The 14,401-nt window shown below is 56.2% G+C and carries 8 protein-coding genes, 2 pseudogenes and 1 riboswitch; of the genes and pseudogenes, 3 read left to right on the forward strand and 7 right to left on the reverse strand.

Translation table 11 applies throughout. The annotated features are described in order from the left end of the window. Positions 1–243 precede the first annotated feature (243 nt). Both AB8B02_RS18745 and AB8B02_RS18750 read right to left on the reverse strand, forming a co-directional pair. Positions 244–399, reverse strand: a pseudogene (locus tag AB8B02_RS18745) (hypothetical protein); the annotation flags it as partial. Positions 400–814: 415 nt separating this feature from the next. Then, positions 815–1,109, reverse strand: a pseudogene (locus AB8B02_RS18750) (transposase); the annotation flags it as partial. A gap of 110 nt (positions 1,110–1,219) precedes the next feature. Then, a riboswitch (ZMP/ZTP riboswitch) is annotated at positions 1,220–1,301 on the reverse strand. Positions 1,302–1,703: 402 nt separating this feature from the next. Between AB8B02_RS18750 and AB8B02_RS18755 the strand changes: the two are divergent. Then, positions 1,704–2,336, forward strand: a complete 633-nt coding sequence (locus AB8B02_RS18755) for a dihydrofolate reductase family protein (protein WP_439064803.1) — start codon at positions 1,704–1,706, stop codon at positions 2,334–2,336. A 1,108-nt stretch (positions 2,337–3,444) separates the two neighbouring features. Here AB8B02_RS18755 and AB8B02_RS18760 read toward each other — a convergent pair. Then, positions 3,445–4,494: a cupin domain-containing protein gene (locus AB8B02_RS18760; RefSeq protein ID WP_439064804.1), complete on the reverse strand. Its 1,050-nt coding sequence runs from the start codon at positions 4,492–4,494 to the stop codon at positions 3,445–3,447. A 932-nt stretch (positions 4,495–5,426) separates the two neighbouring features. Beyond that, positions 5,427–5,693: a DUF3551 domain-containing protein gene (locus tag AB8B02_RS18765; RefSeq protein ID WP_439064805.1), complete on the reverse strand. Its 267-nt coding sequence runs from the start codon at positions 5,691–5,693 to the stop codon at positions 5,427–5,429. A 1,190-nt stretch (positions 5,694–6,883) separates the two neighbouring features. On the opposite strand from AB8B02_RS18765, the gene AB8B02_RS18770 reads away from it, so the two are divergent. Both AB8B02_RS18770 and AB8B02_RS18775 read left to right on the forward strand, forming a co-directional pair. Beyond that, a complete protein-coding gene (locus AB8B02_RS18770; protein ID WP_439064806.1) occupies positions 6,884–7,279 on the forward strand; it encodes a hypothetical protein in 396 nt (131 codons plus the stop codon). A gap of 50 nt (positions 7,280–7,329) precedes the next feature. Beyond that, the gene (locus AB8B02_RS18775) at positions 7,330–8,487 is read left to right on the forward strand and encodes an NAD-dependent formate dehydrogenase (RefSeq protein ID WP_439064807.1); all 1,158 of its coding nucleotides are present in this window, start codon (positions 7,330–7,332) and stop codon (positions 8,485–8,487) included. A 16-nt stretch (positions 8,488–8,503) separates the two neighbouring features. Here the strand turns inward: AB8B02_RS18775 and AB8B02_RS18780 are convergent, their stop codons facing one another. The 3 genes from AB8B02_RS18780 to AB8B02_RS18790 all read right to left on the reverse strand — a co-directional run bounded on the left by AB8B02_RS18780 (position 8,504) and on the right by AB8B02_RS18790 (position 14,383). Continuing rightward, complete coding sequence (locus AB8B02_RS18780) at positions 8,504–11,656, reverse strand: efflux RND transporter permease subunit (protein WP_439064808.1); 3,153 nt, start codon at positions 11,654–11,656, stop codon at positions 8,504–8,506. Next, positions 11,653–12,927, reverse strand: a complete 1,275-nt coding sequence (locus AB8B02_RS18785; protein WP_439064809.1) for an efflux RND transporter periplasmic adaptor subunit — start codon at positions 12,925–12,927, stop codon at positions 11,653–11,655. Before AB8B02_RS18785 ends, AB8B02_RS18780 begins: the two co-directional genes overlap by 4 nt. A 76-nt stretch (positions 12,928–13,003) precedes the next feature. Beyond that, positions 13,004–14,383, reverse strand: coding sequence for a cytochrome-c peroxidase (locus AB8B02_RS18790; RefSeq protein ID WP_439064810.1), 1,380 nt, complete (start codon positions 14,381–14,383; stop codon positions 13,004–13,006). Positions 14,384–14,401: the final 18 nt, after the last annotated feature.

Here is a 14,401-nt window from a genome sequence, read left to right on the forward strand (position 1 = left end):
AAATGTTGACGTGCGGACGCGCGGACTGAGCCTGGTCCGTCATGAGTTTCACCGCGCCAGCCGGGTCGCCGGGCCCCTGCCAGTGCAGTTCTGAGGGTATTATCTTGGCACTAGCGCTACTTCCATCGTATTTAGGCCCATCGTCAATGATACCTTGGTGTCGGTTTTTCTAAAAGCGACATATCGTTGCAAAGCTCTCCGGAGCCGGAACGTGCATTTGAGCTTCGTGCTGCGGGTTCGACGTCATTTGCGACGCGAGTTCGATTTCACGCCAATTCGAATAGTAGCGACGGCCGCCGACATCACGCATGGCAGAGCCATTTGCGCGACAGGACGTCGCTCTTCTTCGTGGGTGTTTAGCAGACTTGTTGCCGCAGTTCGAAGGACGGCAGAGAGCTTCCAGCCAACATCGCCGGCATTTTAATGCCGGCATGCAGTCATCTCTGACCACATGGGTGCATGGTGGATGGTGGATGGACGTGAGAATCGCCGCCGACGAGAAATACCGCCTTCCCGATTTCTATCGGCAGGCCGGGCATTCACGTTGCAGACGGACGCCAGCGACCGCGGGCAGTTGCTTCTCGCGCGTAGGCGCTTTGTCGCGGCATCCAGCGAGGAGACACAATATTCTGTCATGCAGCACTATTAAGCAAAGAAGTATTCCGGCGACGCTTCCAAAGTCTATCTGCAAACTGCATGGCATCACCGCAACTGATGTGCGTTACTGAATAGACCATTGTCTAAAGTGCAATCTTCGGGCTCTACGCCATTCCCGAGGGGCTGATCGGGGCTAACGGGTAGCCGCCAACGCTATCTAGAACGTGGACTCATAAGCGCGCAGCCAAATCCGAATCGCAGCGTTTAATGAAGGCAAGGTAGTTTGCGACCAGTTTATCATATCGGGTGGCGATGCGCCGGCATTGCTTGATCTTATTGAAGAAGGGCTCCACCAAGTTGCGTGCCCGATACAAATATCGACTAAAACAGATTGGGTTTTTGCTATTTCGCTTCGGAGCAATGTTAGCACACGCACCTCGGTCACCGACGAATGCTCTAATCCCGTCTGCGTCGTACCCTCGATCAGCCAGCAACATCGCGCCTGATTGTAGATGCACCCGCCTGATGGGGTTAAGGCCATAACGAAGGCTACGCTGTGATTTCAAATCATGAACCATAATTGGCTGGGCTCCATCGAATTAGATGAGCCGAGATCAATTTTCTCGGCGGCCCAGGCGATCGGCTCTCACGATCTGCGCTTCCCGATGGTGCCCCATCTTGCTTCGCAAGTTGCGCAGAAGAGAAACATAGCAGAACGGCAACATGGCTTCAACGGTGGCTGCACGCCGGATCGGATAAACATGCAGAAATCAAGATTTTCACAACAAAGTTTCGGGCCGACAATTCCGACGGGTTTACCCGTGTAGCAATTAGGTCCAAATCTTGGTGATGTCGCCTGATGGCAGAAAGCGTCGGTTACTGTGGCGCAGCGGCATGTTGGGAGTTGAGGGCAGACCGGAAATGATCGGCGCACAGTCTAAGTGACGCGATTGACCCATTACGGACCATCACAACAGGACTGGCTTCCCCAGCCGAGTCAGCGAAGGTCGGAAATTCTAAAGGTTTTGTGTCAAAGGAGGCTGATGGTGTCGGAAACGCACGTGCCCATTCGTCTTGAGTCAGTTCACAATTAAAAGGAGGCCCGGATGGGCAAGGTACGCGTAGCTGGGTTTGGAGTGTCGATCGACGGCTTCGGGGCCGGTCCGGACCAGGGCCTGGAACATCCGCTCGGCAAACGGGGCCAGGAATTGATGAACTGGTTCTTCCCGACCCTGGCCTTTCGATCGATGATCGGGAAAGACGGGGGCACCGACGACCACTTTGCCGATGCCGCAATGGAAGGCTTCGGCGCCTTCATTCTCGGCCGCAATATGTTCGGGCCGGCCGGCGACGATTGGGGCGGCCCCGATTGGAAGGGCTGGTGGGGCGACAATCCGCCGTACCACGCGCCGACCTTCATCCTCACCCACCATGTCCGGGCGCCAATCGTGATGGAGGGCGGGACGACCTTCCATTTCGTTACCGACGGGATCGACGCGGCGCTTGCCGAGGCAAAGGCTGCCGCGGGCGACCTGGACGTAAAGATAGGCGGGGGCGTTGCGACTGTCCGCCAGTATCTACTCGCAGGAGCAATCGACGAGATGCACTTGGCGCTGTCGCCCGTCGTTCTGGGCCGCGGTGAATCCCTGTTCGCAGGCGTCGACCTACCGGGCCTTGGCTATCGGGTGGCGGAGGTGGTCCCAACGCAGCTGGCGACCCACCTCGTGCTGACGCGCTGACTCTCGATCGCAGACCAGACGCCTTGGCGCGCAGCATCTGCTGTTGGCACCTTTCGGACCTGAGGCGATCTCAAATTTAAGTCTGTAACACGGTGGATAGCGGACATTCCTCACGCTCCCCGACAAACGCGTGATTTATGAGTACACGCCTAACTTTGCAAGTCCTCTCGTGAACTCTACGCCATCGTTAGGACAAACAATCATTTCTATTAAAAAGCTCGCATCAAACCATCGAATACTTTCTCGCGATCAGATTCCCGTGTTCTGAACAAAGCAGAAAACTACACCGCTACGAGCCATGAAGAGAATCGAGTGACCCGTCGGATTCCCCCGATCATATTTGAGCTTATGGTTCGGTATTTCCACCTCAGTGCCGACAGGGACGTGAGGCCGCATCAAAGCCCCGTCGGGCCTCGGATCTGTAACCACAGCAAAGACTTTGTTATCGCGTATTCGAATTTCGTCCGCCCAATATGCATCACTTTCGCCGCAACAACTTCGCTCGGGGTGATCAGGCTGCATCAGGCTTCGGTACCACTCGCGTATCAACGGATCAGCTGCTTCCCACTGCCCGCTATCGTGAGCTCTAACAACACTGACGATTAAGGTTATGAGGATACCGGTCAGAATTCCAACTGCTTTAATCCGCATTTTCTGCCTCGCGGTGCCGACAACTTCTTAATCAAATACGGATGCACTCTAGATTGCTTCAAACCAACGTCTTCGACGTCTGCACGAAAACTTCGAAAGCGCACTGCTGGCTAAACTTTTGTGATTAAGGGAGCATAATAACAACGTGCAGCGGGCGAACGAATTCGCAAACAGCAGCACACGGAGAAGCCAAAGAAGTATCTCGACGGACCTTTGATCTTACTCGAATTTTTTTTCCAAATGCTATATCCAGCGTAATACTCGAAGATGGTCACCGGGCGTTAATTGGTCGATGAAACCACAAGATCGATTTATCGATGCACGAGCGCACGCGATTGCGAAACATGTCCCGCGCAGAAACCGAGACATTCGGTTCGCATTAAGCCAGGGATACAATAAAGAACAACGACGCTGAATGGCAGATGGTCGCCGCGCAACGCCGTTGCTCGGTGAGACGTTAACGATCCTCGGTCCCTGGGATCATGAATAGAGAGCCGTGCGGAAGCTTATCGGCCGTGGCGCGCGAGACGCCGAGATTGCTAGAGAGAACGTCAGGCGGGTTTGCCGCGACCCATGCGCTCAAATCGTTTGACTGATAGAAGCCGTCGTTAAACCCGATGAGCACCCGCAGAGGGCCATCACCCGTATTCCGAATATAGTGACCGGATCCCATTGGGGCATATCCGGCGTCACCCGCTTTGAATTGCTCGATGACCACCTGACCTTCTGCGAGAAACACGGCCATCTCAGCCTGGCCCTCGATGTAGTATTGCCACTCATCCGCATTGGGGTGCCAATGCAGTTCACGCAAAGCTCCGGGTTCTATCTCCAACACTGACGCTGCCATGGAGACTGAGATGGGAAACTCTTTAACGGATGCGATGTATTGGGTCCCACCGCCGGCCACGCGCCGCGGTTGCTGAGCCAGAAGCGGGTAACGGTGAGTGCTAACTAATTCAGGGTATGCTCTGGGTGAGGCATCTCGTGAGCGATTATCTGGAACTGGCCCCTTCGCAAAATAGGCCTCGGCTTTCGGCATCTTCGCTACTTCACTCGAGCCCACACAGAGGTTCTGCTCCACGACTGACGCTGGCGTATGTGCTAACCAGTCGGTAATACTAAAAGTGTGGTCTTCGGAAAAATTGCCATTGTCGAACATGAGGATAAAATGACATTCCTCAGTGCTGATGCCTTGGATCGAGTGCCCCCATCCGCGCGGAAAATACCAGCAGTCACCCGGCCCGAACTCATCGGTCTCAGTAGGACCATCCGGATTGAGCAACGTGGTGCGGCAACGTCCCGAAATGACGTAACCCCATTCGGCTGCATTGGCATGCCAGTGCAGTTCGCGCATCGAACCAGCATTAAGACGCATTGAAACCCCGGCGATTCCGACGCTTGCTGGAAACTCATGTACCGACGCACCGCGCGTTGTACCGCCAGCTCCGATTCGTGGCTTCTGGCTCTCTAGAGCGTAGCGAAATGACAAGTTTGAGTTTTGCGTCATGGCAGCATCCTGATTGTTGAGGGTGGAGCTGCATAAGTGACCTACTTCGTCTGTGGGTATTTAACAATTGCTCTCGCGTTACCGAATCACACGCTCTTGCCAGCGCCATTGACGTCATTTGACATCTGGAGTGTGCATCACAGGACGTCAAAGAGCCGCCCTCCGGGGGAAGGGCGGCTCTGGGGTCAGACGGGGGGACGCGCTGAGCCCGGACATCGATGCGACTCGGCAAACAAGGCGACTGAGAATATGAACGCCGCGTTTGAGGGATTCACGTCTCACATCGACTTGCCGATTCAAGCAGACATGCTGTCTGATATATTTCACGACCGTCGGTCGATTCCACAGATGAACGAATACCGGGAAACGGAGAGAAGCTGTTTTGCTCTGTCAACGAAAAGGTGACAGCGAGCTTTCTCCACGTACCCAATATTGTGGCATGAGCAGGTGACTTTAATAGGGTCAGAAGCTATTTGCTTGGCGTCGGCAGGCATTGCCGGCATACTCTACTCGGCTTTTTTTCTCCCCGACGCGGCCGACGGTTCGCGGCGCACTCGTCGATGCTGTGCATCGCCGGGATCTCGACTGGCTTTTCACTTGGCGTTATCGACGGAATCTGGATGTCGGCCATCTTGAAGACGGCTCGAGCGGTTCATTAAGCCGCCCTTCGCCAGATAATGAACTAGCTTAACGGGAGATTGAAAGAGCGGTTAGTTCGCGTTGCATCACCCGTTGGGGATTGTGCTTGAGCTTGCACGAGACAATGTTGTGAAATTCCACAAAGCCGGTATCAGCGCCGGATCCCTGCGCTTCTTGTCTCGCGAAAACCTCGCCACAAGAACCTTCCACATTTTATGTTGATTAGCGTCGTGTCTCGATTTGAGCCGGGTGCGCTCGCGCTTTTTTCTCCAGCGCACCCGGGCAGCGCACTGTCAGTCGAATGCTTTCTTAGCTGTCTTCTGGCGAGAAACGCTGAGCTTTGGATTCACTATGCAATCTCGTCCAAGATCGGAAGTAGCCGCTCTACACTGCGCGAGAGTTTTATACCAACATCCCGTGCTATTCGATCCCTGAGCGCAGTAGGGGTATTTGACGGCAGCAGCGGCCGGTTGTGAGAACACCCCGAGGGCGGCCATTCCAACGGCTGCCGTCAATATCGTAAATCGCATCGCAGTACTCCATGGTATCGGCGAAATCATTTTCTGCCGTGGTTTAGAGTCTCAACTGATTGAATGTTTGTATTTCGTCACCGTTGACATCGTTATTGATTCAACCGACCGCGATGCGCTTACCAAACTAAATGGAGGTCAGCGACCAGTGCCCGAAATGCATGGCAATAAAAAAGGGGCCGCCCCTGCTTACAGAGACGGCCCAAGTCTAAGGGAGGAAACGCCCAAGCGGGCACCTAGGAGGCAACGTTACCCCCAAGGTTCTGGACGGCGCGAACGCCGAATTCTCACTCATCTCTCCACATACAAAGTCAAACTCATGTTTTCCTTAGTATTGATAGGAAGCCCAAATCACCCGACACGCGCCGACGAACAGTTTGTCGAGCACGAAGCATGGGTCGGTCCGAGGTGACGCTCTTAGCCTGAGGTTATCTCCTCCGAGCGACTGGTTCTTTCCAAATACATCCCGCTATTCCGATTCGCAGGATGGATTTCTAACGATCATCTCTTCATGTGACGCTCTTTGGCAGCATCTGAACACAGATATGGAAGCTTCATCTAGAGAGAACAGTTTTGGACAGAGCGCCGTTGATGCAACAGAGAATATCGTCGGTTGGGTACCGTGCGTCGGACCCTGCGCCTTCGCTATGACGCTGACTACCTTTGCCTTCCCCAATCTTCACGCGCTTTCCCGACAATTCACTCGGCTCGTCGGGGCCAGTGCTTTAATCTAGTCGGACCGTCAACACCGCATTCGTCCATAACATTAGAGATCATTTTGTCATGCCTTCAATCCGCACAGCGACGATGCTTAGCGTCTTCCTTGTTATCGGCCTATGGAGTGACAACACGGCGGCCATGGGTCCGAACTTCGAAAATTGCTCAAATGACGATGTTGCCGCGGGTCCCGTCGGCCGACCGACACGCGGAGAGTTAAAAACTGCCGCTGGTGATTTCTCGAGGAACGAGAGACAATTCATTCGTTTTGAAAGTCGGCGCTGGCCCCCGCGATTCAGACGGATCTCCGGGTTGCGTCGCTTCGACGGAAATGGATTCTACGATACTTCCGGATTTTCGGAGCCGCGCTCATTCAGCGGGAGCATCTTTCAGAATCGTGTAGGTATCAATAATGGATTCGAATTCATAGATGGATGCTGGAATGGTCCGCAATATCAGCGGCTGTATCGATCCCAGGGCCGATGTTTCGGCTGGGCTTACTGATGAGAGTCCACAGCATCAAGAGCGTAAGTACAGCATTTGTGCTGAGCTTTTTTGTATCTACTTCCGTCGTAGCGCAGGTGCCCGGCGAGCAAAGTGAGGGGTGGTTTACCCTCCCTGGGGTGCCGCAGGCATCGATCGTTCTCGCTAACGTGGCAAGCCCGGCCTATTACCGCGTGTGCCTGTCGGGGGAGCTCGGCCCCTCGCTGCGTATCGAGGTTTTTAGCAGCAAGGGTTCAACTTCTTACCTTTTGCAAAACAGCTGCACTGATCTGCTTGTCACCGATCAGCTGAAGGTAACTTTTGCTCCTGGCAGCCTCATTACGAATGTACGAGGAAAGTATGAATTGCTTGGATTTCGCCAGGCACTTCAGTACCGCTCCTTGCCCAATCCTTAGGCCCGTCTCGGATCATGCGCCAAATTGTCAGAGTTTGTTGCGAGGCAAAAATGAAAATTCTTTGCGTTCTTTATCCCGATCCGGTCACCGGCTATCCACCAGCTTATGCTCGCGAGGATATCCCCGTCATTTCGACCTACCCCGACGGCCAGACGCTGCCCAGTCCGCGCGCACCGCTCGGATTCAAACCTGGGCAGTTGCTAGGCTGCGTCTCGGGAGAGTTGGGACTGCGGGCTTATCTCGAATCTCACGGCCACCAACTCATCGTTACAAGTGATAGAGACGGGCCATATTCCGTGTTCGAAACGAACCTCGCAGACGCGGACGTCGTGATTTCTCAGCCGTTTTATCCTGCATATCTATCAGCCGACCGTATCGCGAAAGCCAGGTGTCTTAAATTGGCGCTAACAGCTGGGATCGGATCCGATCACGTCGATCTGAAAGCTGCGGCAGCGCGCGGCATCACGGTTGCGGAGCAGACTTTTTCCAACAGCATCAGCGTCGCCGAACACGTGGTCATGATGGTGTTGTCGCTCGTCCGCAACTACTTGCCATCGCATGAATATGCCGTCGAAGGCGATTGGAACATCGCCGATTGCGTGAGCCGCAGCTATGACATTGAGGGGATGCATTTTGGCACGATTGGCGCCGGACGTATCGGACTGGCCATATTGCGTCGGCTCAAGCCATTCGATGTCAGGCTCCACTACAACCAGCGACACCGTCTGTCCGCTGAGGTTGAGAGGGAGCTGAACCTTACATTCCATGCCACACCCGAATCTCTGGTCCAGGCCTGCGACATCGTCAACTTACAAGTTCCCCTATACCCCTCAACAGAGGGCATGTTCGACGATAACTTGCTCGGGCTGATGAAGCGCGGATCCTATCTCGTTAATTGTGCGCGCGGCAGGCTGTGCGATCAGGATGCCGTGGTGCGAGCGTTGAATTCCGGCCGGCTCGCCGGTTACGCTGGGGATGTGTGGTACCCTCAGCCGGCACCGGTAGATCATCCTTGGCGAACCATGATGCACAATGGAATGACACCGCACATGTCAGGAAGCTCGCTTTCTGCACAAGCCCGCTATGCGGCCGGTACTCTCGAGATTCTTCAATGTTTTCTGGAAGGGAGATCTATTCGGCCCGAGTACGTCATCGTCGAGCATGGTCAGTTGGCCGGCACCGGTGCGCGTTCCTACAACCTTACATAATACCGGTCCATCCTCGTCAGGCAGTCTCGTCGAGAGACGGCGCTGATTTTCCCTCAGACGGTCGCAATTCCTTTCCATGCTCGCGCAGGCGCTCAAACGTCGCGTAGAGCATCGGCACGAGGAAGATCCCGATTGAACTCGCCGCCAGCATTCCGCCGAACACCGCGGTGCCAACCGCCCGCCGACTGATTTCAGCTGCGCCTGTAGCCGTCACAAGCGGAAGGAGGCCCAGAATGAAAGCAATCGACGTCATCATGACCGCGCGAAAACGCATTTGCGCGCCCAATGTAGCGGCCTCCAGAATAGCAACGCCTTCTTCCCGTCTGTCCTTGGCGAACTCTACGATCAAGATACCGTTCTTGGCTGCTAACGCGATAAGCACAACTAGGCCGATCTGACCATAGAGGTCTAGATTCAAGCCGGCGACCTTGACCGCAAGATAGGACCCGCAGACGCCGACCACCACGGACAGCAGAACCGGTACCGGAATCATCCAACTTTCATACAGCGCGACGAGGAAGAGATAAGCGAACAGGACAGCGAGAGCCATGATAATCCCCGTCTGGCCGCTAGCCTGCTGCTCCTGGAAAGCCGTCCCGGTCCATTCGAACCCGTAGCCGCTCGGCAGTGTTTTCCCGGAAAGTTGCGTCATCGATTGAAGCGCGTCACCCGAAGATACGCCCGGGGCCGGGCTGCCGTTGATCGAGACGGAACGGTAATTGTTATAGCGCGTGATCACCTGAGGGCCCGTAACCGTCTTCATACTGGCGATCGACCGGATCGGCACCATCTCGTTCTGATTGTTGCGTACATAGATCTGCCAAATGTCCGATATCTCCCCGCGATCGGTCGCGATTCCCTCCACATTGACCTGCCAAGTTCGCCCATAGAGATTGAAGTTGTTCACGTAGATGCCGCCCAGAGTCGCCTGCAACGCCGTGAACACGTCGCTGATGTTGAGGCCGAGGGTCTCCGCCTTTGAGCGATCGATGTCGAGATAGATCGAGGGATTGCTGGCTGTAAAAGTCGAGAACACGCGCGTAAGGGACGGGTCGCGGTTCGCCGCACTGATCAGTCCACTTGCCACCGCGCCGAGGGACACCGGGTCTTGTCCTTCGAGCGCCTCGAGCTGATAGTCGAAGCCGCCGCTGGTCGACAGGCCGATGATCGGCGGCAGGTTGAATGGCTGAACGTTGGCGAGAAGGATTTGCGAACTTTGCGCAAATGTCTGTTTGATCAGCGCTTGCGCGGATTCCGAGACTTGCGTGCGATCAGCGAACGGCTTCAGACGGACCACCATGAACGCTGAGTTCGATTCGCTTGCACCGTCCAAGAGGGAATATCCGATAATCGACAACGTGTGTTCGACCGCCGGCATATTCTTCACGATCCCTTCCACCTGCGTGACGACCTCGCTAGTTCGTGCCACAGATGCGCCGTCCGGCAGTTGCACCGATACGAAAAACGCTCCCTGGTCTTCCTCCGGAAGGAATCCTGTCGGTGTGACCCGTGACAGGCCAAATACGCCACCTGCAAAAATCCCAACGAGCAGCAATGAGAGAGCCGATTTCCGCAGCAGCGCGCGAACGCCAGTGGCATAGCGGTCTCTGACCCAATCGATACCGGTGAGAACGCGGCCGAGGATGCCGGAGCGAGAACCGGTCGGCCGCAGAAACACGGCGCACAGCGCGGGGGACAGCGTCAGAGCGTTCAACGCCGAGACGAGCACGGCCACGCTGATGGTGACGGCGAATTGCCGAAACAGTGTGCCTGATATGCCGGCAATGAATGCGATGGGCACGAATACAGAGAGCAGCACCAGCGTGATGGCGATGATCGGTGCCGTAATCTGCGCCATCGCTTTTTTAGTCGCGTCGGCGGGGGAAAGGTTGGGTTCCTGCTCCATCACGCGTTCGACGTTCTCGACCACAACGATCGCATCGTCGACAACGATCCCGATTGCCAGAACCATGGCCAGCAGCGTGATCGTGTTCGCGCTGTAACCCAGTGCAAGCAGTCCCGCGAACGTGCCAATCAGGCTGACCGGTACCGCCACCGCGGGAATGATGGTGGCGCGCAGGTTACCAAGGAATAGGAAGACAACGATCACGACCAGAACAAAGGCCTCTCCGAGCGTCTTCAACACTTCTCTAATCGTGTCTTCAACGAAAGTCGTGGAATCGTATTGTACGAGATAGTTGAGGCCAGCGGGGAATCGCTTCTTCAGCTCTTGCAATTTTTCTTGTACGGCTTTCGCCGTACTGACGGCATTCGCTCCGGGCGACAAATAAATGCCGATCGGCACGCCCGATCTACCATCAATTCGAGACTCGGTGTCCATGCTCTGCGCGCCGATTTCAACCTGAGCGACGTCGCTGACACGCAGCACGCCGCCGTGGGCATCAGCCCTGAGCACAATATTGCCGAATTCCTCTGCCGTCGTCAGCCGCCCCTGAGTTTGCACGTTTAACTGGATCTGTTGTGTGTTGCTAATCGGCCGTGCCCCGATGCGGCCCACGGGAGCTTGAACACTCTGCGCGCGGATTGCCGCGATTACATCCGACGGCGCGAGATTCAGGCTCGTCAGCCGCTGCGCGTCAAACCAGATTCGCATTGAGTAATTCAGTTTTCCAAACAGGCTAGCTTGGCCAACGCCCTGTACGCGTGAGATCTCGTCGAGCAGATTAATGATCGCGTAGTTGGAGATGAACAATGGATCCTGTTCGCCATTCTCACTATAAAGAACGATAAACTGAAGGATGGACGAAGACTTCTTCTGAATACGCAAACCCTGCAACTGAACCTCTGCGGGAAGTTGCGACAGCGCGGACTGAACCCGGTTGTTGACGTTGACTGTGTCGATGTCTGGATCCGTTCCAAGGGCAAACGAGGCCGTCAACGTATACGTTCCGTCGTTGCCGCTGGTAGACTTCATGTAGAGCATACGATCGACGCCAACGATCTGTGCTTCCAGCGGCTGGGCGACGCTGGCCTCGACGACCTCTGCCGAAGCGCCTGGGAACACTCCGGAAACGGTAACCTGCGGGGGCACGATGTTGGGAAATTGCGCGACAGGGATGTTTAGCATAGCAAGCGCGCCGGCGATGGTGATGACCAGCGCGATCACGATTGCGAAGCGCGGTCGATCAACGAAGAACGAGGAGATCATTGCTTCGCTCCCGTCACCGGCATCGTCGCTGTCTTTCCTTTTACTGGCGGCGCGGCGCCTGCTGGTCTATTTAGCTCCGACAGGACCGTGTCACTTGCCGGGCCTGGCGAGACGATCTGCCCCGGCTTCACACGCTGCAATCCCTCGACGATCACCTGATCACCCGACTTCAGACCGCTGGTCACGGATGCAACCGTCTTGGTCGACTGTCCGAGCGTGACGCGCTGCTGCTCGACTTTATCGTCGGCATCAACAGTGAATACATAATCGCCCTGTTGATCGGCCAAGACCGCGGAACGCGGAACGGCGAGGACCTGAACTGGCTCGAGCCCTTCCATAAAGACAGTAACGAATTCGCCGTCTATGAGTTCGCGCGCAGTACCGTTGCTGGCGGAAAACCCTTTCACCGGCGGGTTGGCGATCGTCGCACGCAGAAGAACGGTATCGGTGCCCTGCGCCACGGTGTTGTTGACGAAATTTAACTGACCAGCCTGCCCGTACATGCGACCGTCTGGCAAGCGCAACTTGATAGTCACCGCGCTGAAACCGCCGATCTTTGCATAGCGTTCGCGAAGAGCCGCCTGCTGACGGACGGAAACCGGAAACGTGACATACATCGGATCCTGGCTCACGACCGTCGTCAGCGCACCAGAGTTCGCGCTCACCACGTTGCCCTCGGTAACGCCGGTTCTGCCAATCTTGCCGTCGATTGGCGACTTAATATCGGTATAGCCGAGATTGATCTGCGACAGTTTCACCTGCGCCTGTGCGCCTTGGACCTGCGCTTCCAGGCTGCGCTGACTGGCGATCGCAGCATCGAAAATGTTCTGCTGCCCGGCCGGACCGCCTAGCAGAGCCTTTGCCCGCTCTGTCGTCTGTTTCGCGTTCTCCAGAGTTGCCTGCAGCTCCGCCACGGTCGCCTGCTTAGCGGCAAGGTCGGCCTCAAATGGCGCTCGCTCCAAACGATACAGACTGACCCCGGTCTCGATTTCGGCACCTTCCTCAAAGAGGCGGCTGTCAAGAAAGGCCGTTACCCGGGCAACGATGGTGACGCGATTTGTCGCCTCGATACGGCCTAGAAATTCATTCGTTTCTGTAATCGGTCGCGGCATCGCCGCCACCACGCCGACGGAGAGCGGCGCAGTCGCCGCAGGTTGCGCGGCTGCCGCCTCGCAGTAAACCAAGACGAGGGACATTGCCGCGGCAACCCGCGCCGCATTCAGGGTCGTGCTGACACTGGCGTCCCGCGTGTCCGCGCTCTGCAGATCCATGATCTCACTCCGATCTATCAGCGAAGAAATTGTGTTACGTGCCGCTACCGGTATCCGCCACCAGCGGCCGCATGATTCATTTTTCAACCGGCGTGAAGCCGTCGCTCAACGTTCTCAAAAAACTCACGATGTCATCTTCTTCGGAATCCGTGAGGCCAAGCCGCCCGATATGGGATGTATTCATGTTTTCGATCACCTCCGGCGCCGGCCAGCATCCGGCTCCCTCGCGCGGATCGTCGTTGCCACAGCGGGGCAACACGTCACGTGTGTTGTAGAAATGGACGATCGTCTTGAGGCTCTTGAAATAGCCGTTGTGCCCATAGGCTTTTACGAAATCGGGTCGCGGCCGCTTATCAACGTTACGAAGCGTTGGAACCTGAAATCGTCCCACGAACTGCGGCGCTAACTTCTTCCAACGCGGATCGATCGCGGACGGCTGACTTAGCGGATGACCATTAGCGAGATACCCGCCGACCCCTAGATCGACGAACGACGCGCCCTTGGGGTTGGCGACATATCCGTAGGAATCGGGTTTGTCTTCGGTGTAAAAGGGGAGCCGCCGGTTAGCTGGAATGCCTATGTTGCTCGCGGTGAAATCCGTGAAGAGCGGGTCTTCTCCGGGGCCTCCATCTCGATGGCAGGAATTGCAGTTCGCCTTACCGGTGAAAAGCGCATGGCCACGCTGTTCGGGCACCTCGAACGTTGCCTTGCCCGCCAACATCGCATCGTATTTCGAGGAGAACGGCGCGAGATCCGGCGAAATCTCATAGCTCGCAATCGATTGCGCCATCTGATCAAACGTCGAAGAAACGCGGCCCCGGTCCGAAAGGCCGAGATGGACCGGAAACGGGTCACTTGCCGGCGGCGGGCCCGGCCGATCGCAAATTTCGTCAGTGTCCGCCGGCCAATTGATGATGAACGCCTGCGCCCCCCACACGCGCTCGAACAGAGCACGATAAGGGCGCTGCGATGCGCGGTAGACCGCGCAGGCGATATCTGGAAGCCCCATCTCGACCGGGTCGGTAGGAGGCCCCTGCGCTTGTTCGGCAGCCGCGCTCCCGAGGCGTCTGCCGGTCGCGCGCATGTCCCAGAAATTTCCGCCTACCAGATCGTTCTGGCCGGGATTGACGTGCAACACGGGTGACAAGGCCGCATAGCTGTGGCTCTGCGGCTTCCGTTCGCTATATCGCGTTCGAATAGAACCGGGGTAAGCGGCGGTCGTCTGATTGATCTGCGACACCGAGCCCGAAAACCCGGTCGCCGGCATATGACAGAAGGCACACGCTTGGTTGCGATTCACCGACAAGTTTTTATCGTATAGGAGCGCCTTGCCGAGAAGCTCAAGTTGCTGAACCTGATCGGCAGGCGGCGCTTCAATATGCTTGATCGTTTCGGCTTCGATTCGATCAATCTCCGCCTCCACTTGCGCAATCTCCTCAAGAACGGTGCTGGACATCACAGCCGATAGCGGCTC

Origin of the sequence: Tardiphaga sp. 862_B3_N4_1, assembly GCF_051811085.1 — a bacterium.
GTDB lineage: Bacteria > Pseudomonadota > Alphaproteobacteria > Rhizobiales > Xanthobacteraceae > Tardiphaga > Tardiphaga robiniae.